Source organism: Paenibacillus sp. 2TAB23 (assembly GCF_052115165.1).
In the GTDB taxonomy this organism is placed as follows: domain Bacteria; phylum Bacillota; class Bacilli; order Paenibacillales; family Paenibacillaceae; genus Pristimantibacillus.
This window is the reverse complement of sequence record NZ_JBFRGD010000001.1, coordinates 42734-63703: the sequence shown is the minus strand read 5'-3', so window position 1 is coordinate 63703 and position 20970 is coordinate 42734. Positions and strand designations below refer to the sequence as shown.

General features: G+C 49.1%; 17 protein-coding genes. 10 read left to right on the top strand and 7 right to left on the bottom strand.

The window, feature by feature from the left end; all coding sequences use genetic code 11:
* Positions 1 to 198: 198 nt before the first annotated feature.
* Positions 199 to 528, bottom strand: coding sequence for a YolD-like family protein (locus AB4Z29_RS00235; protein WP_441941172.1), 330 nt, complete (start codon positions 526 to 528; stop codon positions 199 to 201).
* Between the two features lie 345 nt (positions 529 to 873).
* Between AB4Z29_RS00235 and citZ the strand changes: the two genes are divergently transcribed.
* The 7 genes from citZ to AB4Z29_RS00200 all read left to right on the top strand — a co-directional run bounded on the left by citZ (position 874) and on the right by AB4Z29_RS00200 (position 9784).
* A complete protein-coding gene (gene citZ, locus AB4Z29_RS00230) occupies positions 874 to 1986 on the top strand; it encodes a citrate synthase (protein ID WP_183557492.1) in 1113 nt (370 codons plus the stop codon).
* 166 nt (positions 1987 to 2152) lie between these two features.
* Complete coding sequence (icd, locus tag AB4Z29_RS00225; RefSeq protein ID WP_441941171.1) at positions 2153 to 3448, top strand: NADP-dependent isocitrate dehydrogenase; 1296 nt, start codon at positions 2153 to 2155, stop codon at positions 3446 to 3448.
* Positions 3449 to 4134: 686 nt separating this feature from the next.
* Complete coding sequence (gene mdh / locus AB4Z29_RS00220) at positions 4135 to 5076, top strand: malate dehydrogenase (RefSeq protein WP_441941170.1); 942 nt, start codon at positions 4135 to 4137, stop codon at positions 5074 to 5076.
* A gap of 127 nt (positions 5077 to 5203) precedes the next feature.
* The gene (gene recQ / locus AB4Z29_RS00215) at positions 5204 to 7363 is read left to right on the top strand and encodes a DNA helicase RecQ (RefSeq protein WP_441941169.1); all 2160 of its coding nucleotides are present in this window, start codon (positions 5204 to 5206) and stop codon (positions 7361 to 7363) included.
* Between the two features lie 210 nt (positions 7364 to 7573).
* A complete protein-coding gene (locus AB4Z29_RS00210) occupies positions 7574 to 8005 on the top strand; it encodes a hypothetical protein (RefSeq protein WP_441941168.1) in 432 nt (143 codons plus the stop codon).
* A gap of 37 nt (positions 8006 to 8042) precedes the next feature.
* Positions 8043 to 8999 carry a sugar kinase gene (locus AB4Z29_RS00205; protein ID WP_441941167.1) on the top strand — a complete coding sequence of 319 codons (957 nt, stop codon included), beginning with the start codon at positions 8043 to 8045 and terminating at the stop codon, positions 8997 to 8999.
* A 2-nt stretch (positions 9000 to 9001) separates the two neighbouring features.
* Entirely contained in the window at positions 9002 to 9784 is a 783-nt protein-coding gene (locus AB4Z29_RS00200) for a DeoR/GlpR family DNA-binding transcription regulator (RefSeq protein WP_441941166.1), read from the top strand.
* Positions 9785 to 9981: 197 nt separating this feature from the next.
* On the opposite strand, the gene nagA is transcribed toward AB4Z29_RS00200, so the two are convergent.
* Together nagA and nagB are read right to left on the bottom strand one after the other, a co-directional pair.
* A complete protein-coding gene (gene nagA, locus AB4Z29_RS00195; protein ID WP_441941165.1) occupies positions 9982 to 11184 on the bottom strand; it encodes an N-acetylglucosamine-6-phosphate deacetylase in 1203 nt (400 codons plus the stop codon).
* Between the two features lie 3 nt (positions 11185 to 11187).
* Positions 11188 to 11913 (bottom strand): glucosamine-6-phosphate deaminase, encoded by a 726-nt coding sequence (gene nagB, locus AB4Z29_RS00190; protein ID WP_441941164.1) that lies wholly within the window; start codon positions 11911 to 11913, stop codon positions 11188 to 11190.
* A gap of 636 nt (positions 11914 to 12549) precedes the next feature.
* Here nagB and fni point away from each other — a divergent pair.
* On the top strand, positions 12550 to 13605 hold the full coding sequence (gene fni / locus AB4Z29_RS00185; RefSeq protein ID WP_441941163.1) for a type 2 isopentenyl-diphosphate Delta-isomerase: 1056 nt from the start codon (positions 12550 to 12552) through the stop codon (positions 13603 to 13605).
* A gap of 52 nt (positions 13606 to 13657) precedes the next feature.
* Here fni and AB4Z29_RS00180 read toward each other — a convergent pair whose 3' ends face one another.
* Genes AB4Z29_RS00180 through AB4Z29_RS00170 form a run of 3 tightly spaced genes read right to left on the bottom strand, consistent with a single transcriptional unit; the run spans position 13658 to position 17174 of the window.
* Entirely contained in the window at positions 13658 to 14749 is a 1092-nt protein-coding gene (locus AB4Z29_RS00180) for a Ger(x)C family spore germination protein (RefSeq protein ID WP_441941162.1), read from the bottom strand.
* A complete protein-coding gene (locus AB4Z29_RS00175) occupies positions 14746 to 15846 on the bottom strand; it encodes a GerAB/ArcD/ProY family transporter (protein ID WP_441941161.1) in 1101 nt (366 codons plus the stop codon). Before AB4Z29_RS00175 ends, AB4Z29_RS00180 begins: the two co-directional genes overlap by 4 nt.
* Positions 15843 to 17174, bottom strand: coding sequence for a spore germination protein (locus AB4Z29_RS00170; RefSeq protein ID WP_441941160.1), 1332 nt, complete (start codon positions 17172 to 17174; stop codon positions 15843 to 15845). The genes AB4Z29_RS00175 and AB4Z29_RS00170 overlap by 4 nt, the downstream gene beginning before the upstream one ends.
* Before the next feature lie 385 nt (positions 17175 to 17559).
* Here AB4Z29_RS00170 and AB4Z29_RS00165 point away from each other — a divergent pair, with 385 nt between their 5' ends.
* Together AB4Z29_RS00165 and AB4Z29_RS00160 are read left to right on the top strand one after the other, a co-directional pair.
* A complete protein-coding gene (locus AB4Z29_RS00165) occupies positions 17560 to 18306 on the top strand; it encodes a class I SAM-dependent methyltransferase (protein WP_441941159.1) in 747 nt (248 codons plus the stop codon).
* Positions 18306 to 19370: an MBL fold metallo-hydrolase gene (locus AB4Z29_RS00160; RefSeq protein ID WP_441941158.1), complete on the top strand. Its 1065-nt coding sequence runs from the start codon at positions 18306 to 18308 to the stop codon at positions 19368 to 19370. The genes AB4Z29_RS00165 and AB4Z29_RS00160 overlap by 1 nt, the downstream gene beginning before the upstream one ends.
* On the opposite strand, the gene AB4Z29_RS00155 is transcribed toward AB4Z29_RS00160, so the two are convergent.
* Positions 19342 to 20955, bottom strand: a complete 1614-nt coding sequence (locus AB4Z29_RS00155; protein WP_441941157.1) for a response regulator transcription factor — start codon at positions 20953 to 20955, stop codon at positions 19342 to 19344. The genes AB4Z29_RS00160 and AB4Z29_RS00155 overlap by 29 nt on opposite strands.
* Between the last annotated feature and the right edge of the window lie 15 nt (positions 20956 to 20970).

Below are 20970 nucleotides of genomic sequence, written 5' to 3'. Positions count from 1 at the left end.
CAATTCGACGGAATTGAGAATTATCCTTCATTAAATGTACCTTTGTAAAGATCGTTCAGTAGGTGGGTTACAACGATCTGCTTAGCGACCCACATTAATACCAAACCACTATCGACGCATTTTGCCTCGTCAAATCCGTCAATCTTCAAACGTAACTCTTCTGATTTCAGCTCTAGGTGCTCAATCAGCTTTTGCCGGTCAATCCTCAAGACTGGCGCCTTCAATATCCTTAATCGCAAACCATTCGCCATCAACCATAAAACGGCCCTTGAGTTGATCTACCCGATCGACTATGCCGCTGACTTCTAATTCCTCGGTTTCATGGAACATCTGTAGTTTGATCAGTTGCCGGTGTTTGAGCGAATCCTCTACGAGCTGTGATATGATTACCCATTCCTGCTCATCCAAATCAATACGTTGCCTCTTTTTTTCGTCTTCAGTAAGTTGATTCAGTCTTACTTTGTGTTCAGGCAGCATCATTCTGCTACTTTCCCACATCCCGTTACCTTCAAGTTTTTTCCGTGACATATGAGCACCGTCCTTTAACGTTATGCTCATATTATATGCGAACGCGTGTTCTTAATGCAATGTCATGATTTATTTATATTGCCCACATTTTGCCCACGCCAGTGCGTGAAAACGTATATCTGTTCATGTCAGGTGGAACACTAAGATATTGTGAAAAACTAGCATTTCCGCGCTATTGTGTGTTAATGTGACAAGTAGCCCATTCAAAAAATCAATGATGCCGATAAAGCATTTTTATGTCCGTATTTGTTCACTTCGGTGCCGAAATCATTTATGATTAAAGGCGATGGTACAAAACGAATCCCTTTTATTGTTAACGAATCCCATGTTAAAGGAGAGAGAACGATGACAGCAACTAAAGGTTTGGAAGGAATTGTCGCCGCGGCGTCCTCCATCAGCTCGATAATTGATGGCGTACTGACCTACCGCGGAATCGATATTGACGATCTCGCTGAAAACGCTACATTTGAAGAGGTCGCTTATCTGCTGTGGTACGGAAAATTGCCAACTCGTTCTGAACTTGACGGTCTGCAGAAGCAATTGGACGAATTTGCGGCAGTACCCCAAGGCGTCATTGACCAAATTAAGCTATATCCAAAAGATACAAATTCCATGGCTGCTCTTCGGACAGCAGTCTCCAGCCTAGCATTGTACGATGCTTCGGCTAACGATATGTCTCCAGAAGCGAACCAAGTGAAAGCCATTAAGTTGCAAGCACAGCTTCCAACTATTATTGCTGCATTTGCGCGTATCCGCCAAGGCTTAGAGCCTGTTGCTCCTAAGCAAGGGGTATCGATCGCTTATAACTTTCTATACATGCTGACTGGCAAAGAGCCGGCTGAAGTAGCTATTAAAGCGCTAGACCAGGCACTTGTGCTGCATGCAGACCATGAGCTGAATGCTTCTACGTTCGCTGCACGCGTAACGGTTGCAACGTTGTCGGATATCTATTCGGGCGTAACGTCTGCGATCGGCGCATTGAAGGGTCCTCTTCACGGCGGCGCGAACGAAGCTGTTATGGTTATGCTGGAGGAGATCGGTTCTGCAGCTAACGTTGAGAGCTTCATTAATAACGCACTAGCTAATAAATACAAAATTATGGGCTTTGGACACCGCGTTTACAAAAACGGCGATCCACGTGCGAAGCATTTGCAAAAAATGTCGCGTGAGCTTGGCAAATTGACAGGCAATATGGAGCTTTATGAAATGTCCGTCAAAATCGAAGAGCTCGTAACGGGACAAAAAGGATTGAAGCCTAACGTTGACTTCTATTCCGCCTCCGTTTATACAACGCTTGAAATTCCACGCGATCTGTTTACGCCTATCTTTGCGATCAGCCGCGTATCTGGTTGGAGCGCACATATCCTTGAGCAATACCAAGATAACCGCCTAATTCGACCGCGTGCAGATTACGTTGGACCGGTAAACGCGAAGTATATCCCAATCGAGCAGCGCTAATTGCTTATTTGAGATACAATGATTAGGGAGCGAACAAGTTGTTTGTTCCCTAGACGTTCATATAGTCTTTTATATTGCTGTACATATGAAAGGTTATATATTGCAAGCAACACCAATCATTTGATCTGCTCGATAAGCAGATCCCAATCCAAGGAGGATTTCATTCATGGCACAGTTCGAAAAATTCGCGCTTCCAACAGAAGGCGAGCAAATTACAATTGACAATGGTGTTCTTAACGTACCTAACAACCCAATTATCCCTTTCATCGAGGGTGACGGCACTGGCCGCGATATCTGGAAAGCTTCGAAACGCGCACTTGATGCAGCGGTAGAGAAAGCTTATAACGGCGAGAAAAAAATCGCTTGGTACGAAGTTTTTGCCGGCGAGAAAGCATTCAACGAATACGGCGAGTGGCTGCCAGCTGATACGCTTACAGCAATCCGCGAGTATATCGTTGCCATTAAAGGGCCATTGACTACGCCTATCGGCGGCGGTATCCGTTCGTTGAACGTTGCTCTTCGTCAAGAGCTTGATCTGTACACTTGCTTGCGTCCAGTTCGTTACTTCACTGGCGTACCATCCCCAGTAAAACGTCCTGAGCTTGTTGACATGGTCATTTTCCGTGAAAACACAGAGGATATCTACGCGGGTATCGAGTACCAAGAAGGCTCAGCAGAAGTGAAAAAAGTGATCGAGTTCCTTCAAAATGAAATGGGAGCAAACAAAATCCGTTTCCCAGAAACATCCGGTATCGGCATCAAGCCAGTATCCAAAGAAGGCTCGCAGCGTCTTGTTCGCGCAGCGATTGAGTATGCGATCAAACATAACAAAAAATCCGTTACCCTTGTACACAAAGGCAACATCATGAAATACACAGAAGGCGCGTTCAAAAACTGGGGCTACGAAGTGGCTGAGCAAGAATTCGCTAACGAAACGTTCACATGGGGCGAATACGACCGCATTAAAGAAGCAGAAGGCACTGACGCGGCTAACAAAGCACAAAAAGACGCAGAAGCTGCTGGCAAGCTGATTGTTAAAGACGCAATTGCTGATATCGCATTGCAACAAGTTCTAACTCGCCCAACTGATTTCGATGTTATCGCAACATTGAACCTTAACGGTGACTACCTGTCCGATGCACTTGCTGCACAAGTTGGCGGTATCGGTATCGCACCAGGCGCGAACATCAACTACTTGACTGGACACGCAATCTTCGAAGCAACTCACGGTACAGCTCCGAAATATGCTGACCTTGACGTAGTAAACCCAGGTTCCGTAATCCTTTCCGGCGTAATGCTTCTTGAGCACCTAGGCTGGCAGGAAGCGGCTGACCTTATCTATAAAGGTATGGAAGCTTCGATCAACAACAAAACCGTAACTTACGACTTCGCACGTTTGATGGAAGGCGCAACTGAAGTGAAATGCTCCGAGTTCGCTGATCAAATCATCAAAAACATGTAGTCCAATCTTTAACTAAATAGTTCAAACCACAAAGAATGTGTCCCGAAAGGGGCACATTTTGCTTCAATCCCTAGAACTTGTTCTCATTCTAGGAATAGACGTCTCGCAAGAGACATATTCTACACTTCGTATTATCTGTATCTGTTGACCTAAGCATGGTGATCTGAAGGGACACAAGCTTCACTTTGCAGTAGCAAATGATCATGATCTGGGAATGGGTGTTCCGCAGGAACCCATTCTGCACTTCGCAGCCGCTTTTGGTCTGGGAATGTCGGTCCCGCAAGGGACCCATTCAGTACGTAGCAACCGCTTTTGATTTGGGAATGTCGGTCCCGCAAGGGACCCATTCAGCACGTAGCAGCCGCTTTTGGTTTGGGAATGTCGGATGCACTTCGCAGCCGATTTTGATCTGGGAATGTCGGTCCCGCAAGGGACCCATTCTGCACTTCTCACTGGCAGTTGATCTAGGAATGGAAGTCCCACAAGGGACACATTCCCAACAAGCGAACGTAAAGCGTGTCCCAAAGGGACGAAAGCGATCCAAGCTCAACAGTCCTAAACCAAGCGCCGATTAATCTCCCACGTTAGTCCAGCGGGTGTCCAGAGGGCGCAGCGCCTCGGGGTCCTCCCTTGGAAGGGAGGATTTAGGTGGGTTCGAAATTCTCTTAATGGAGGTTTTATTCAAGATGGCGATTAAACGTAAAAAGATCACGGTAGTGGGAGCGGGCTTTACTGGCGCAACTACTGCGCTTATGCTTGCTCAGAAGGAACTTGGCGACGTTGTTCTCGTTGATATCGCGCCGCTTGAAAACCCAACAAAAGGCAAAGCGCTTGATATGCTGGAGGCAACGCCGGTGCTTGGGGTTGATGCCCAAATTATCGGTACGGCTAATTACGAGGATACAAAGGATTCCGATGTCGTTATTATTACAGCGGGTATCGCACGTAAACCAGGCATGAGCCGCGATGATCTTGTCAGCACCAATGCCGGAATCGTGAAATCCGTATGCGAGAACATCAAGTCGACCAGCCCAGACGCTTATGTCATTATCTTAAGCAATCCGGTTGATGCGATGACGTATGCGGCGTTCCAAGCGCTTGGTTTTCCTAAAAACCGCGTAATCGGGCAATCCGGCGTTCTAGATACGGCTCGTTATTGCACGTTTATTGCGCAGGAGCTCAACGTGTCTGTTGAAGATGTTCGCGGCTTCGTGCTAGGCGGCCACGGCGATGATATGGTACCGCTTGTTCGTTTCTCGAACGTAGGCGGCATCCCGATTGAAAAGCTAATCCCGGCTGATCGTATCGAGGCTATCGTTCAACGCGCACGCGTTGGCGGCGGCGAGATCGTGAACCTGCTTGGCAATGGCAGTGCGTATTATGCGCCAGCCGCTTCGCTCGTTCAAATGACAGAAGCTATCCTTAAAGACAAAAAACGCATTATCCCGGTTATCGCTTTGCTTGAAGGCGAATATGGCTATGACAATTTATTCATGGGAATTCCGGCGATTATTGGCGGGGACGGCATCGAGAAGGTGATTGAGCTTGATTTGACTGCAGAAGAAAAAGCTGCGCTCGATAAATCTGCCCAATCCGTTCGCAATGTCATTCAAGTGGTAACAGGCTAATAAATGTGCTGCAAGCAGGTTGAAATAAACGAATGCGTTTGGGAGGACCCTGACAGATTGCTGCCAGGGTCCTCTCTGTTTATGTTTGCGGTACGAATGGTTTATAGTTGTTATGGAGGTGGGAGAGTTGATCGAACAAGCGAGACAAGCACTGAAAAAGGTATACGGCTATGATTCATTCCGCAAAGGACAAGAAGATATTATTTCGGGCATATTGAATGGGCGTGATACGCTTGCGATACTTCCAACCGGCGGCGGGAAATCGATATGCTACCAGATTCCTTCCATGCTGCTGCCAGGCACATCGTTAGTCATTTCTCCACTCATATCGCTGATGAAGGACCAAGTTGACGCGCTGCGGAGAGTAGGCGTTTCTGCCGCGTATTTGAACAGCTCATTAGGAGCGGCAGAATACCGGGATGTGATGCGCAATGCGATGCAGGGCGAGTACAAGCTGCTGTACGTAGCGCCGGAGCGGCTTGACGCGCCAATGTTCCAAACCTTGTCGGAGCAGCTTGCCATCCCGCTCATTGCCATTGACGAAGCCCACTGCGTATCGCAATGGGGACATGATTTCCGTCCAAGCTACCGGCAGCTTGCAGGCTGGATCGCCCGCATGAAGGACCGGCCGCTCGTTGCGGCATTTACGGCAACGGCCACGACAGAGGTTGCGACCGATATTTCCGATATGCTAAAGCTTCGCGAGCCCAGCATATTCGTAACCGGCTTTGCCCGGCCTAATCTATCGCTATCCGTCGTTACCGGCGTTGATAAGAAAAAGTTTCTTGAAAACTTTTTATCAGGACGCAAAGATCAATCCGGCATTATCTATGCGGCCACACGCAAAGAAGTGGAGAACGTATATGAGCAGTTGACACGAAGGGGCATTCAAGCGGGCAAATACCACGGCGGCTTATCGGATGCCGAAAGAGCAGATACGCAGGAAAAATTCCGTTTTGATGATATTCGCGTCATGGTTGCAACAAATGCATTCGGAATGGGGATTGACAAGCCAAATGTTCGTTTCGTGCTTCACTGGCAGATGACGAGTGATATTGAGTCCTATTACCAGGAAGCGGGCCGGGCAGGCCGCGACGGTGAAGAGAGCGAATGTGTTCTCTTATTTGAGCCGGCTGATATGCAGGTGCAGCGCTTCCTCATCGAGCAGGGGACGGGAGATACGGATCGCAAGTCCATTCAGCTTGCCAAGCTGCACACGATGATGAATTTCAGCCGTACGCAGCGCTGCTTGCAGCAGTTTATCGTTGATTATTTTGGCGAGACGGGGGTAGGTGCCTGTGGCAAGTGCAGCAGCTGCCTCGACAAGAGCGAGCCCGTTAACCGGACAGAGGAAGCAAAGATGGCACTCTCCTGTGTCGGACGCATGAGAGGACGCTTCGGCGTGACAATGGCAGCCAAGGTGCTGAAGGGCTCGAAGGATAAGCGCTTGCTCGAGTTTGGGCTTGATCGTTTGACTACATATGGCCTCATGCGCCATCTGCCGGAGAAGGAAATCGCGGACTGGCTGTATTGGCTCGTTGCAGAAGGTTATTTGAAGCTGAGCGAAGGCCAATATCCGGTCGTATCCTTGGCTGCAAGCGCGCTTCCGGTGCTGGAGGGACGCGAGTCGATTATGCAAAGGGTGCGGGCTACCGTAAGGCAGGCTGCTTCAGCCGATCATGCTGCTGCATCTCCGCTATTCGATGCCCTTAAGCAATGGCGTAAGGAGAAAGCCGCTTCGGAGGGTGTTCCGCCGTTTATGCTGTTCTTCGATGCAACGTTAAGGGAAATCGCCAATGCACAGCCTCAAAGCGTCGATGCATTGCTTGGCGTCAAAGGAATCGGTGCCGCGAAAGCCGATAAATACGGGGGCGATCTAATCGCTATCATTCAATCGTTGGCAGGAGACGGCAGCACTGTCCCTGCTGAGCCAAGAGCCGCCAGGCAGCCTGCCGCTTCAGGGAAGACAGCGAGCGGCAGCGATGAGCAGCCAAGCCACTTGGCGACACTCGCGTATTTTCAAGCGGGACAAGAGCCAGCTGAGATTGCAAAGGAGCGCGGCTTAAGCAAAGTAACGGTTGAGGGTCATATTATTCGCTGCGCCGAAGAGGGCGAGGAGGTCGATTGGAGCAGAATCATTCCTGCTGAATACGAGGAGTTGATCGTCCAAACGATTGGCGAGCAGGGCATAGAGAAGCTTCGTCCGATTAAGGACGCGCTGCCGGAAGAGGTTACGTACTTCGCCATTCACGGGGTAATGAGCAAGTACGGTTTGAAAGGATCCTAACGCCTTCGTTTTCTAGCAGACGGTGAATGTCAGCAAGGTGTGAAAATTTCGGGAACGATTCCAAATAAGCTCGGAATTATGGCCTGTATAGGGAGGATCTGGGAGCGTTGTTATTTGAAAATAATCTCGTTTCTGATAAACTAATCGATATACACAATATTGGCAAGTGTGGTTCGCTGAATATGTTTTACCAAAACAGGAGGAGTAAAAATGGAGAAGGTTATGGTGTTTTTGCATGTATTGGGAGCAGTGGGAATGGGCTTCTATATCGTGCTGCCGATTATGGTAGGAAAAGCGTCCAATTTGGCTGGCGTTGGACAAGGCGGTCTTGCAGAGGGACTGTTGTCAGCTAATCGCATTGCACAGTACTTTCTAATTCTACAATTGCTAACGGGCGGATACCTGATCTCAAAGGCAGATTACACAGTAGCCTGGATGGTCATTGTCGTCTTGCTGTTCCTTGCCATCGCTGCGCTTGGCGGGATCATCTCGAAGCCGCTTAAGCTCGTGGTCGCTTCTATCCAAGAAGGAAAAAGCGCAACCGCGCATATCAGCAAAGCGCGTGTCATGAGTATCATCGTGCTGGTTCTATATATCGTGATTATTTATTTCATGAAATACCCAATGTACCAAATTAGCTAGTATTCGTCCAAATTAAAAGCTGTAGGGGGAAATTAACGTGCATGTATCAACACCGGAAATTGTAACGTTTGGCGAATCGCTGGCTCTCTTTATGCCTCAAGAGCATAAGTCGATTGAACGTGCTGCGACGCTTGAGCAAAGCTTCGGCGGAGCGGAAAGCAATGTCGCTATCGGGCTTGCGCGTTTGGGCGCCTCTGTCGGCTGGTTTGGTTCTTTAGGTGACGATCCGTTCGGCAAAATCATTCTCAAAACGCTGCGCGGCGAAGGTGTAGACGTATCTCGCGCGCAGCTAAGCACGGAAGCGCCAACGGGTATGATGTTCCGTGAGCATGTAGCGGGCCGTTTGGCCGTTCATTACTTCCGCAAGCATTCGGCTGCCAGCCGCATGCTGCCGGAGCAATTGGACGAGAATTATATCCGCAGCGCCAAGCTGCTTCATGTAACCGGTATCACCGCAGCGCTTAGCGAGGATTGCCGCAGGACGCTTCGTCGCGCTATCGATATCGCCAAAGAAGCAGGCGTTCTTATCAGCTTCGACCCTAACCTGCGATTAAAGCTATGGTCCATCGAAGAGGCCAGAGAAGTGCTGCTGCCGTTTGCTGCGGATGCAGATTACTTCCTGCCAGGCTGGGACGAGCTGAAGCTCCTTTATGATACGGATGACTATGAGCATGTGAAAGCACAATTAACGCAGTTGAAGGCTGTTACGATCATCAAGGGCAGAGGGGATACGACTGTCGTATTGAATAACGGCCAGGAAGAGAGCTTGCCCTTCTATCCTGCCGAGCAGGTCGTAGATACCGTTGGCGCAGGAGATGGATTCTGCGCGGGCTTTTTGGCTGGTATTATGAAGGGCTTGTCACCGGTTGAGTCTGTGCGATTAGCCAGCATAAATGGCTCATTGGTTGTACAAATGCGTGGCGATTGGGAAGCTTTGCCCGAGTGGAGCGTCGTCGAGCAGCGGCTGTCCACCAAAGCATGGGTGGAGCGTTGATAATGGCTGAAGCAAATGGCAATAAGGGACAGCGTCGCCGTGAAGCCGTTCTGCAGCTTTTAAAGCAGCAGGGAAGAGTGACGATACCTGAGATGGTAGAGCGATTCGGCTGCTCGGAAGCTACGGCTCGCCGTGACTTAGAGCAAATGGAAGCCGAGCATCCAGTCATTCGGACGATCGGCGGAGCGATGTACGATGGCCTGAATGCCGTAAGGGATTTGCCATTCGCAGAGAAGGAAGGCCTGTCGATTCTGGAGAAGGAGCATATCGCAGCGCTTGCAGCGTCACTCATCGTTGAGGGCGACGTAATCGGGCTCTCGGGTGGCACAACCAACTTCCTTATCGCCAAGCTGCTCAAAGCACGCAGAGGGATAACCGTCGTCACCAATGCGGTTAATATCGCGATGGAGCTTGCAGGAAGCGATATTCAAGTTGTCGTAACGGGCGGCATTATGCGACACAACAGCTTCGAACTGTGCGGCCCGCTAGGCGAAGGGATGGTTGCCCATCTGCATATTGGCAAGATGTTTATCGGTGTTGACGGTATTTCCGCAACTGGAGGAATCACAACGTATTCGGAGCAGGAAGCGCAAATCGCCAAAGCACTAATTAAGCGTTCGCAAGCGGCATATGCCGTATTTGATCATACCAAAACAGATCGTACCTCGTTATTCTCTATTGCCGCTCTTGCAGAGCTTCGGGGCGTCATAACGGATGTCCCGCTAGCCAAGGAGCTGGCAGCGGTGCTGAAGGAGCATCATATTTCGGTGCATGTGACCGGTTAGCTGCAGCGCCAGCTGAGATCTATGAGCAATCAGCAATGGAAGACTTCTCGATAAGGCTGGACATGCCTATCTAGAAGTCTATTTTTCTTGCTGCAAGCTCTTCGTTTATCCAACTCGATTATCCAATGTGGTTGTACAAAAAAGAGCACGGGGCAATAATGAATGCCCGTGCTCTTTGCTATTGCCATACTATTAAGTTAAGCCTCGTTTGAGCTGGCTTCGAATACCGAACGTCCTTGTACCCAAGTTTGCTTGATTTGCAGCTCAGCATCCGTCCAGACCAAGTCGGCTTGCTTGCCGCTAGCGATAGAGCCGGTAAGCTCGCTCATGCCAAGCTGCTTTGCGGCATTGCCGCTTGCCAGCCTGCTGAGCTGCTCCAGCGGCAATGCCGTATGCTCGCGCATAAAGCGAAGCGCGCCGATCATCGTTAAACAGCTGCCTGCAAGGGCATCCCCTTCGCGCAGGCGGGCTTCCCCATCCTTCACGACAACGGCTAGGCCGCCTAAACTGTATTCGCCATCAGGCATGCCAGCGGCAGCCATAGCATCCGTAATGAGAATAACCTTCTCAGCAGGTTTTGCTGCAAGCAGAAGCCGGATCGCTGCGGGATGAACATGTACGCCGTCAGCAATAAGCTCGGCAGCAATACGGTCATCGGTCAGCACTGCGCCGAGCGTTCCTGGCTCACGGTGATGCAGTCCACGCATCGCATTGTAAGTATGAACCGCCTGCGACAAGCCGGCGTCAGCCGCTGCAATGACCTCTTCATATACGGCATCGGTATGGCCGCATGCCGTAACGATGCCTTGTTCAGCGAGCCAAGCAATCGTTTCAATGGAGCCTTCCTTCTCAGGTGCCAAAGTAAGCTGCCGCACGAGCCCTGGCCAAGCCGTTTGCCATTGCTGCATCCATTCGAGCTGCGGGGTCTTGATAAATGCCGGGTTTTGAGCGCCAGGCCACTTCTCGCTAATAAATGGCCCTTCCAAATGGACGCCATATAATGCCGCATATGGCATGTCAGTGCTGCGGTAATCAGATACCGCATGCAATACGGCTTCAATCGCTTCTTTTGAAGCGGTCATTGTAGTCGCAAGCATGCCAGTCGTGCCTTGCGAAGCGTGAAAACGAGTGATCGTATCGAAGCTGCCTTTGTCGGCATCCATGAAATCAGCACCGAAGCCGCCGTGTACATGGACATCAATGAAGCCGGGAAGCAGGTATCCATTCTCGCCATCGATGGTGGATAGTCCGCTTTCCGCAGCTATGGCAGCTGCATTAGACGAATCCTCCGTAACCAACTGCGTAATTTTGCCATTTTGCACGATAACGCTGCCGTATACTACACGATCCTCAAGCACGATATTCACATTATGAATAAGCCAATTCGTACAACTTTTCATCGGTTAGGCCAACATCCTTCCAGCCTCGCGATCGAGCAAAACAATGACGCGGGCATGTGTTTGGAGCAAGGAAGCAGGAACGCTGGTCGTAATCGGCCCCGTTAAAGCTTCCTTCACAATTTGTGCTTTGTCAGCGCCGCGAACGACCAACAATAGCGTATTTGCTTTGAGAATAGAGCCTACGCCCATCGTAATCGCATATTCAGGAACTTCATCCATGGAAGCGAAGAAGCGGGCATTCGCTTCGCGGGTTTCTTCTTTCAGCTTTACAGCATGCGTGCCCCCCGATAAGTGAACGTCCGGTTCGTTGAAGCCGATATGGCCGTTGTGCCCAAGGCCAAGCAGTTGCATATCGACAGGCTGAGCCTCAAGCATTGCATCATAACGTGCGGATTCCTCATGCATGTCAGCGGCCATGCCGTTAGGCAGGTGAGCATTTTGGGCAGGCATATCAATATGGGAGAATAAATGCTTGTTCATATAATGCGCGTAGCTTTGTTCATTCTCAGGCGCTATGCCGACATATTCGTCCAGATTGAAGGAGGTTGCGTCCTTGAAGCTGACTTTATCTTTATTATAAGACTCTACTATTTTGTCATAAATGCCGATAGGTGTCGATCCAGTTGCGAGTCCAAGCACGGCGTTAGGTTTTTCTTTAACGAGATTTATAAAAAGCTGAGCTGCATAAGCGTCTAGTTCCTCTTGCGTTTGAAAAATAATCTTTTCCATGTGAATGCCCCCTCGGTGATTTCATTATCTTTATTTTATAGGAAAAATGACGAATTAACAATATAAAATGATTGTAAACTCCAAATTAATGATTGTAAAAATCATTTTAAAGTGAAGGACAGCTTAAGCTGCGAAGACGAGATATCGGCCATCAAAATACGCTTGTGATACTGGTCAGATACGGGACCTATGTTGGCGCATCTCCTCCCTATGCTTATCCTGCCATAATTGCGATACTGGCTCATGTCGAGGAGCGAGCAGCCTATTCGTGCTGGTGAACGCTCCATATGTGTCAAAGTCATGGAGCTGGGAGCGAGAAACAGAAAATTATGCTATGCTAGTATGAGAATGTCTAGCTGTAAGGTTCTATATACGGCATTTCCTCAAACGGTGCAAAGAAGGCCTTTTCCGTCCGGGCAACCGCGCTGCCGATATTAAGTGGCTGGGATTAAGTTGTTTTGTTTTACAGGCGGGACAACGTATCCGAAAGGCGGGACGCCAATTGTGGCGCTATATGGTCAGCTTGTCGCCGAGGAGCTAATTAAACAGTATAAGATATAAAATGATAGAGAAGCGAAATGCGAGCGGCATTGCCATAGAAAAGCCGCCGACCGTTTGCGCTTGGGAGGTACGAGCATGTCAGTTGATCAGCAAGCAGCTACCGCGAAGCGAAAGGGAGAGCATATACGAATTTGCCTGCAGGAGCAGGTAAACAGCGTAGGCATCGAGACGGGTTTGGAGCGATACCGTTTTAAGCACAATGCGCTGCCGGAGCTTTCCTTCAGCGAGATTAGTTTGGAAACAGAGTGGTTTGGAAAGAGGCTGGGCGCGCCGCTTCTCGTAAGCTCCATGACTGGAGGCACTGACGAGGCCGGGGCGATTAATCGCCGCTTGGCAATCGTTGCAGAGGAGCGGGGCTGGGCAATCGGACTTGGCTCGATGCGGGCAGCCATTGAGAACGAAGAGCTGGCCAGCTCCTTCTCGATTCGCCGCGACGCGCCGTCCGTGCCGGTCATTGCTAATATTGGCGCGGTACAATTCAACTATGGATTCGGTGTAGAATCATGCCGCAGAGCGGTAAATATAGCGGAGGCTGACGCGCTCGTCCTTCATCTCAACAGCATGCAGGAAGTGTTTCAGCCCGAGGGAGATACCGATTTCCGCAGGCTGCTGCCCGCCATTGAACAGGTGTGCAAAACGCTGCACGTACCGGTAGGAGTGAAAGAGGTTGGCTGGGGCATTGATGCGGACACGGCTGAAGCGCTTGCCAATGTAGGCGTTTCCTTTATCGATGCTGCTGGAGCGGGAGGCACCTCATGGAGTCAGGTCGAGAAATTCCGCTCCAGCGACGAGCTCCGTAGACAGGCAGCGGAGTCATTTGCTGATTGGGGCATTCCGACAGCTGATAGTGTAATAGAAATCCGTGATCGGCTGCCAAGCGCTATCATTATTGCCAGCGGCGGCCTACGCAGCGGGGTTGACGCAGCCAAAGCCATTGCACTTGGCGCCGATCTTGCGGGATACGGACGGGTCCTGCTTCCCCAAGCGGCCAACGACAGCAGCATCCTATCGCAGGAACAGCTTCGCCAGCAGTTCGAGCGGATTGAGTTCGAGCTGCGAACAGCGATGTTCGGCATTGGAGCAGGAACGATTGACGAGCTGAAGAAAACGAAAAGACTGCTCCTTAAATAATAAGCAGCTTCTAATCAAAGTGCCGCTAGGAAACTCCCAAGCGGCACTTTGTTTATTTAATAAGCCCAGTGCCCTCAATTCGAATATCGGCATTTACTTTAAACGCAATATTCGGGTAAATGGATTTCCATTCTTTCCAGACATCCTTTCCCGGATGGTTTGCGCGGTAGCGCAGCCCAAAGCCGATGGGGTCCACGTTCGCTTTTTGGATTTTTTTAAGCAGGGCTAGACAGGATTTGGCATATTCCTGATTAAGACTGATCTCAATTGGTCGCCATTGTTCGTCATAAAGACCTTTAGGTGCCTCCTCGAACACAACCCGCATCTTAATATTTACCGTGATGGTATCCTCTCCATTTTGTTTCCCGATGCGGAAGTTGGAATGGATTGCAGTTATGGCGACGACGAGGTCCATGCCCTCAAACATGCCATGCATCGAAGATTTGGTGAAATCATTCGCAAGCTGATTATAAAGCTGGGATTCTGCTGATGATAAAATCAGCTTTACCCTTTTTTTGTTGAGAAGCGCGGTTCGGTTGATAATGAAGCTTTCTTTGGTATCCTTATAGATTACAGGCATTAAGGGATCAAGCCCTTTCTCTGAGGCACGTCTTGAGAAATCGGATACAGATTCTACATAGGTGTAGGAGGATTCTGTTCCGTCTGCTCCAAAGCTTAGAAATAAAGTGTTGCCCGGATATCGCTCAGACAAAGGCTGCACCTGTAGCAAGGACTCTGCGTCAGGCTTGCCGATTGCAATGTCGGCGACGCTTTGAATGTCCCTTCTCCTGGACATCCACTGCAGTAAGTCCTGATAATCTTTTCGTGCAAGCTTCTCGCCGATGAGAAACACTTTGCAATGCCCGAAATCAAGCTCCTTGTCGACGTAGGCTTTCAGCATGCGCACGCCTTCCGCAATGCTTTGGGAATCAATCGTTTCAATTTGTGTTTTGGAAGCGCCAGGTTCGATTTTAGGAGAGGGTACGGCAAGCTGCAAAGTGAGCCGATAAGGCTTCTTCTCGTTGTCAGACTGGTCTATTCCGAGCGCAACGACAAAGAAGCGCTTGTCAATATCCTTAAAACCGCAGCCTCCGAGCAGACTGACTGCAAACAATGCAAGAAAGATTCGGATGAATAGTCTCACGCGGCTTTTGCCCCTTTCCTGCTTAATACGAATACCCAGATCACGGTACCGATTTCAACGAATAATCGCACGATAAGCCAATAGGATGTAATCTGCATATTGATTTTTTCGTTTGTCATGACGAGATAGAGCACACTTAGTAGAGCAAAGATGCCGACAATGACATAATTGGATACAGGTGTTTGGGGACTGTCGATTTCAGGTTTATAGCTTGGGAAGCTGCTTTTGACGAACTCCATCGCTTGATGCCAGCCTGACATCGTATAAACGAGTGTCAAATTTAAATAAACGATCAGGAATAGAAACAACACGCGCTCGATAAACCCGTATTGCATCAGCAGCGAGTCGGCTGTAAGGCTCCATACGTATATGTATTGCGCTACGCCCTCGGTACCGTGAAAGCCGATAGGAACAAAGAAGGTAATCAGCAGGATCATGGCACCGAAGAGTGGATAGATAAACCGGAATTTAAAGCGGAAATTAGGCGGAAGCAGCCGATTGAACAGCGATAAATTAATGTAACCCGTAAAAATAAACGATGCTGCTGCAATGCAGGATAAGGTAGGCATCGCGGTTACGTAATTGGCAACAATATGGATGGCATCCCAGCTGAGCTGCGTGCTGCGCACAGCTTTGAACAATACAAACAGGATGATTGGCGCATTGATGATCAGCCCGATCTCAACGACAAACATGACCGACAGCGTCGATCGGGTAGCCGCATAGCCGCAGGCAAGGACCAGCATAATCAGAATGACGATTGTATTGGCATCGGGATTAAAGAAGCGGTTGATTAGCACCGCATAGGCTACGACTACGACGGTCGTCGCAAACCACCACATGATCGCGAGAAAAAACATCATGATGGAGACGAGCCATTTTGGATTATACAGCTTTAAAATTTCAGGCAGCCCCTTGCCAGGGAACCGAGCCATGGCGCTTGTATACAGGTAAACGAGAATCGTACCGATTAGAATGCCGATTACAATAGATGATACGGCACCTGTATAACGGTATTGAATTAATATATGGGGGACGTAAAGCATCAAGTTGATAAAGCTGACGAGCATAAAATTATAAAAAACATAGCGGTTCATTTAATCTTCACCTGCCCGATATCACCTTCCAGAGGTCTTAATTTTCCGAAGATGCGCATATATGGTTTTCCAAAGCTTCTCAGATTGCAGAGATAGGCAATGTAAACGAACAAGCCAACCGCGACACCTGAGATCCCGAAAAATATGGAAATGCCGATTAATGGATATTTCAAGAAACGTATGGCAAAGGAAAGTGAATTGACGGGAATGACAAAGTTAGAGATCGCCACAACCGATGTCACAATGATCATAATGCTGCTGACTAACCCCGCTTGCTGGGCTGCTTGTCCGAGAATAAGCCCTCCGACCGTCGTAGCTGTAGAGCCGATATAGCGCGGCAAGCGAATACTCGCTTCAATAAGCGTTTCGATCATAAAAAGCATAATAAATACTTCGATAAACGAAGGGTAAGGGACCGCGGAGCGGCTTCCCGCAATCGAGAAAGCGAGCTGCACGCGAAACAGCTCCGGGTTGTAGGATACAACCGAGATATAGAGCGCTGGCAATGTAATCGTCAATACGATAGAAGTATACCTAAGGAAGATAAGAAATCGTGTCATCCAGTAAGCATCGTAATCATCCTCCATTGCATGCATGAAATCGAAAAAGGTAGCAGGTAAAATAATCGCAAACATATTTCCTTTGAGCAAAATAATGATTTTGCCTTTGGAAAGGGCTTTGGTAATTCGGTCAGGACGCTCCGTAATAAGGATGGTCGGGAACAAATGCTTGCGTTTCCCAACGAGCAGCTTCTCCAATTCTCCTGCTGCATGCAGCATTTCTACGTTGATCGTCGTGAGCTTCGTACGAACGCTATCGAGTACCGTAGGGTCCACGCGTCTTTGATCGAATAAAGCCAGTACAGGCGTTTTGGACAAAGAACCTATGGTATGCTCCTCTACGGACAAATCCGCTGAAGGGTACATGCTGCGGATGAGGTTCAGCGAGATGTTCAAATCTTCGCTTAGAGCAAGCTGAGGACCCTGTATAGCGCTTTCTACCTGCGTCTGCGGGTTCTCGATGCTGATGATCCGGGAAGCTTCAAAAGAATAAATAATGCCGTCGGATTCTATGAGTACATTTCCTCGTAACATCAGATCCTGCCATTTGGCGACATCGTCGACCTTGCGGTAATCGGGATTTGTTTTCAGCTGGCTATCAAACGGGTAGAAATCTTTGGTGAAAGGGACGATGATAAAATCATTGATTTTATTTTCCTCGCAAAGCGGCGCGATATATGCAATTTCAATCGTCATTTCGCTGTTCTGCAGTACCTCGATCTTGATATCCACAGCTTCCGCAAACAATAATCGGATACGTTCGTTCATAGGTAGGATCTCCTTTCTATGCATCCTGGATGAGGGATGACTACTGGATAAGCTTCCATAGTTTGCACATAAAACCATAAAATATGCCTATATAAGTTGAACTAATGAATGAGCAGTCAAGCAGAGAGAACAAAGTCGTTCTGGAGAAATGGAATGTTCGCTTTTGCAGACCAAATGGTAACCATATATGAAGTTAACGAACCAAAACCATTTGGCTGCAACCGCGATCGGAAGAATGACTTTGGTCACGCAGTGATAACGGCATACTGATGTTTAGTTCATTTTATATAGCTCAATTCGTTTTGCGACTATGCACGAATTCAAGTACAATGAAGCAATCATAACGTTTGGGTCTGAAAGGTTCATAATGAAGGAGAGCTACATAATGAAACCATGGTACGAACAGAGCTTCGGCTCCGATTATATGCTTGTCTACAAACATAGGGACTGGGAAAACGCAAATGAAGAAGCCCGTAAAATGATCGCGTGGCTGAAGCTCCCGGAGGATGCGCAGATGCTGGATATTGGCTGCGGCATGGGGCGGCATGCATTGGCTTTGGCGGGCTTTGGTTATTCGGTAACGGGAATAGATCTATCTCAGACGTTGCTTGAAGAAGCAAGGAAGCATGATGAGAAAGGCCTGGTTAATTGGAGGCAGGGCGATATGCGGGAGCTGCCCTTTGAGCCAGGAAGCTTTGATTGCACCGTTAATTTATTTACGTCCTTCGGTTATTTTTCGCTGGAGGAGGATAACGTGAACGTGTTAAGGCAAATCGCTAAGGTACTACGCAAAAATGGTTCTTTTCTGATTGATTTTCTAAATCCTGCTTACGTGGAGAAGACGCTTGTTCCGAGTTCGGATCGGGTGGATGAGGAAGAAGGCATCCATATTCAAGAGTTTCGCTCGGTCAAAAATGGTTGGGTTCAGAAGGAAATTACGGTCACGGAATTGAAGAATCAAGCGAACAAAAGGCAATACCTAGAGCGTGTCAGGTTGTTTCCTCTTGCTTGGTTCGAGCGCAATCTAGCCGATGCGGGACTTGTGTTGGAGCAATTATACGGCGACTATGACGGCTGTGAATATGAAGCAACCGATTCCCCGCGGATGATCATGACCGGAAGGTCGAAATAATGAAGAGCGCGCATGGGAACCGAGTCAAACAAACAGCAAACGAAGCAGACACTTCTTTTTATACGACATCCTGGCAGGATGGCTGGCTGCAGATTAAGGTGCCCGTTCCGTTCTCTCTGAAATGGGTCAATAGCTACCTGATACCGGAGCAGGCCGGCTATACGATCATTGATCCAGGACTGCGAACGGACGAAGCGATAAACGTATGGACTGCGGTATTGCAGCAAAATGGCCTGCAGTGGGGCGACATAACACGTGTCATCCTGACGCATCAGCATCCGGATCACTACGGGCTGGCAGGTTACGTTCAGGAGCGAAGCGGGGCGCCAGTATACATAACGAGGACTGCACATGAGTATGCCATAAGGCTTTGGGGAGAGGATAGCGGCTTTTCCCACCAATTGCAATCGCTCTATGAGGAGCATGGCATGCCTTTGCAGGAAAGAGAAGCGATAGCCGATAACCTCGAAACGTTTGTAGCAATGGTGACGCCTCAGCCGCAGGTTCATTATTTCAAAGCGGGAGAGCACATGCAGATAGGCGGATTAAGCTGGCGGTTGATAGATGCACCGGGGCATGCGAATGGTCAGCTGTGCTTCTATCAGCCAGAGCGGAAATGGATGATATGCGGCGACCAAGTCCTGCCTCATATCACGCCTAACGTAAGCGTCGTTCCGTGGGAGGACAATGATCCGTTAGCTGATTTTCTCCAAAGCTTGCTTGTGCTCAAGCAATATGAGGTTGTGCTTGCTTATCCAGGACATCGTGACCCGTTTACCGATTTCCACGGACGAATCGACGAGCTGCTGCAGCATCATGCCAGCAGGCTGGACAAAATGGCAGCGATGCTCAGCAAAGAGCCCCGCACTGCCTATGGCATGTGCGAGGCTCTGTTTGGGAAAAGGTTAAACGGCAACGCCCATCAATTGCGCTTTGCGATGTCGGAGACAATTGCGCATTTGGTTCATTTGGACAGAAAGGGCAGGGCCGCTTCTTCCGTTATAGATGGCGCCCGTTTCTATTGTGCGACGGATGCTAGCGATCTCGAAACTCCTGAGGCGTGATGCCATATCGATCTTTGAATACTTTAATGAAATAGCTTGTTTTCAAATAGCCGACTTTCGCCGCGATCTCGTAAATTTTATCTGGTGCAGTACGAAGCATATGAGCGGCCGTTTCCATCTTCAAGCGTGAAATATATTCACTGATGCCCTCTCCGGTCTCCAGCTTATAAATCTTGGACAAGTAGGACGGGTTCAAGAAAACATGAGCAGCTATCGATTGCAGGGACGCATCCTCCAAATGGCCGGACACGTATTCCTGTACCTTCTGAACCGTACTGGAACGGGAATGCTGCACGCGGCTGCTCATATGGCTCCGATAAGCTGCGAGAATGCTTTCCGTCCAGGAACGAAGCTGCTTGATCGTGTGGAAATGGGGGCCGCTGAGCAGCTGGTTGAAATCGGCTCCCATGATGTCAGCCATCCAAAGCTTGTTTTTGTGAATCGAGAAGCTAAGCGAGCTTACGATCATGAAATACGTTTCCAGAATATGCTCATGCGATTCTCCCCATTTAAGCTCAAGCTCTTCGAAAACGAGCCTCAGCTTCTCTTCGATTGCATCCCATTGTCCCGCTTCGAATAAATGAATGAAGAGCGGCGGATTGTAGAGGTGAGAGAGGGAATTGGCCTCTCCATGCTTCGCCTCCTCGGTAACGGTTAACAAAAATCCGCGTTCGCTTCCGATTCGCTGCCTGAAGTTAATCAACGAAAAATCATAGGTTTCGTGCATGGCAAGCGGGAAAGCATCCTGTTTCGTTAGCACAAGCGAGACGGTCCCCTTCAAGTACAGCTTGACGTAGTGCTGGAGCTGTGCCGCTTTTTGTTCCATTTGATGCAGCAGCTGTGCCTGCTCCTGTCGCGCATCGGCTTTGCTCATGATAACAAAGACATAATAGCCATGACCGTCCTTCGTATGCCAAAGCTTGTACTCCTCGGAGAAGATTTCTTCCGCGATATTGCATACGGCATACTCCAGCAGGGCGCTGTCGCGTTCAGTTTGCTCATAGAAATAATCCTCCATCCGCAAAAGCATCAAGCCGTATGGCTCATTCATTGTAAAGGAAAAATCGAGCATATCCAGCTTCTCCGCCAGCTTCTCGCTGGTGAAGGCCTCGCCTTGCAGCAGAGACAGCAGCAGATGGCTTCTTAGAATCGGCAAGTTGTCCTTCAACGAATGCAGCGCGCTATGATGCGAGCTGATCGCTTGCCAATGCTCTTCCAGCTGCCCGGCAGCTTTCTTCACTGCCTGAAGCAGATCCTCATCCTCGGCGGGCTTGAGCAAATAGTCCGTTGCCTGATGCTGCAGCGCTCTCTGCGCATATTCGAAGTCATTGTAGCCCGAGAGCAGGATGCATTTGACGTTGCTCCAAGAGGCTCGTATTTGCGCGATTAGATCGAGTCCGGACTGCCCGGGCATATGAATGTCGGTAATGACGATATCGATGGGCGTGGCGTTCATGATCTCAAGCGCTTCCGCTGCCGAATGCGCTTGATATACAGTAGCAATCCCTACGGATTGCCAAGGCAAGTTGCTTGCGAGGTCCTCAACCAGATCAGGCTGGTCATCTACAATTAATAGTTGATACATCTTACACAGCTCCTA